Origin of the sequence: Brevundimonas sp. (genome assembly GCF_036677305.1) — a bacterium.
Taxonomy (GTDB): Bacteria; Pseudomonadota; Alphaproteobacteria; order Caulobacterales; family Caulobacteraceae; genus Brevundimonas.
The window spans coordinates 1-2224 of sequence record NZ_JAKFEB010000064.1; the positions used below are offsets into that span (position 1 = coordinate 1).

General features: G+C 66.7%; 2 protein-coding genes. Both read right to left on the reverse strand.

From position 1 onward, the window contains the following. The coding region (locus V6M42_RS03790) for a GFA family protein (protein ID WP_332677253.1) at window positions 1-329 on the reverse strand (329 nt) is incomplete at its 3' end. Continuing rightward, window positions 329-2224, reverse strand: a 1896-nt coding sequence (gene dnaE / locus V6M42_RS03795) for a DNA polymerase III subunit alpha (RefSeq protein WP_332677255.1), incomplete at its 5' end; no start/stop codon positions are given. The genes V6M42_RS03790 and dnaE, both read right to left, overlap by 1 nt.

Here is a 2224-nt window from a genome sequence, read left to right on the forward strand (position 1 = left end):
GCCGTCCAGCTGAACGGTTCGATATCCGTCAGTGTACGGATGTTCACCGCCACCATCTGCGTCCCGTCGGGCTTCGAGCCCCGGGCGAAGGACTGCACGCCGCAGGTCTCGCAGAAGAGGTGGCGGATCTTGTGGGTGTTGAACTGATATTCGGTCTGGGGCCCGTCGGCCGTCAGGCGGAAGGCGTCCGGCGAGACGAAGGTGAGCACCAGACCCTTGCGGTAGCAGTGCGAGCAGTTGCACTCGATCAGGCCCTCCAGATCGGTGTCGACCTCCCAGGCCACAGCGCCGCAGCGGCATGATCCGGTGTGGGTTTTGACGTCAGCCATCACGCATCCTCCAGCAGGACAACGCCCGGCGCGCTCTTCAGCGCCCCGCGCAATGCTCCATCAAGCCTGTAGCGGCCGGGAAGTTTCAACTCGACCTCGCGACGGCCGTCCAGCGAGGCGATCAGGGAGACCTCGCCGCCCTTGCCCGGGGATTTCGCCTTCTCGAGCCGGGTCCTCAGGGCCCCGGCGTCGGCGGATCGGGCCGAGACGTGGATGCGCAGGCCCATGGCGCCGTCGTCGATCAGATCGTCCAGCCGCGAGGCGTCGTCGCCGAAGAAGCGCACCTCGCCGTCAGCCGACTTGGCCCGCACCCGGACCATGATCGAGGCCCCGACCTCCAGCACCTCGCGGCATTTGCGCAGCTGTTCGGGCGGGAACAGGCATTCGAACTCGCCCGTCGGATCCGAGAAGGTGACGAAGGCGAATTTCTCGCCCGACTTGGCGCTGGCCCGCTCCTGCCGGCGGCGTACGACGCCGGCCATCAGGAAGGCCTCGTGGCCGCTTTCGGCCAGGGCCGTGGCCTCGGCGACGAAGGTGACGCGCTTGCGCTTCAGGGCCGGGGCCATGTCCTCCAGCGGGTGGCCGGACAGGTAGAAGCCGACGGCGGCCAGTTCCTGATCCAGCTTCTCGGGGCCGACCCAGGGCTCGACCGGCTTGAGGCGCGGGCGGGCGGCGCCGGCCTGGTCGCCGCCGAACAGGGAGACCTGCGACGAGGCGCGCTCGGCCGCGACGCTCTGGCAATAGGCCATCAAGGTGTCGGCCTGTTCGAACAGCTGGCGGCGGTTGGAATGGAAGCTGTCGAAGGCGCCGGCGCGGGCCAGGTTCTCCAGCGCCCGCTTGTTGACGCTGCGCGGGTCGACGCGCTCCAGGAAGTCGAAGATGTCGGTAAACCGGCCGCCGGTCTCGCGCACCTCGACCAGATGCTTCATCGCCTCCAGCCCGACGTTGCGGATGGCGCCGAGCGCATACAGGACCGAGCCCGTTCCCTCCTCCCAGGCCACGTCGAAATCGGCCGAGGAGCGGTTCACGTCCGGCGATTTGACCGGCACCTCGAAGCGGCGACAATCCTGATAGAAGACAGCCAGTTTGTCGGTGTTGCTGAGATCAAGGCTCATGGACGCGGCCATGAATTCGACCGGGTGCGTCGCCTTCAGCCAGCCCGTCTGGAAGCTGATCAGGGCGTAGGCGGCGGCGTGCGACTTGTTGAAGCCGTAGCCGGCGAATTTGGCCACCAGATCGAAGATGCCGCCCGACTGCTCCTCGGAAACGCCCTTCTCCGACGCGCCCGCGATGAAGCGCGCGCGCTGGAAATCCATCTCCTCCTTCTTCTTCTTGCCCATGGCGCGGCGAAGAAGATCGGCCTCTCCGAGCGAATAGCCCGCCAGGACCTGGGCGATCTTCATCACCTGCTCCTGGTAGATGATGACGCCGTATGTCTCGGTCAGCACCTCGGTCAGGGAGGGGTGCAGATAGTCCACCTGCTGCCGGCCGAATTTCCGGTCGATATAGGTGTCGATCATCTCCATCGGCCCGGGCCGGTAGAGGGAGATCAGGGCGGTGATCTCCTCGATCGAACCGCAGCGCATCTTGCGCAGGGTGTCGCGCATCCCCTGGGATTCCAGCTGGAACACCCCGACCGTCTGGCCCGAGGCCATCAGCTCATAGGTCTTGGGATCGTCCAGCGGCAGGCCGTTCCAGTCGGGGGCGGCGCCGCGCCGTTCCAGATACTGACGCGCGCGGTCCAGCACGGTCAGGGTCTTCAGGCCGAGGAAGTCGAACTTCACCAGACCGGCGGCCTCGACCCATTTCATGTTGAACTGGCTGGCCGGGATGGTGGAGCGCGGGTCCTGGTACAGGGGCGCCAGCTCGATCAGGGGGCGGTCGCCGATGACGAT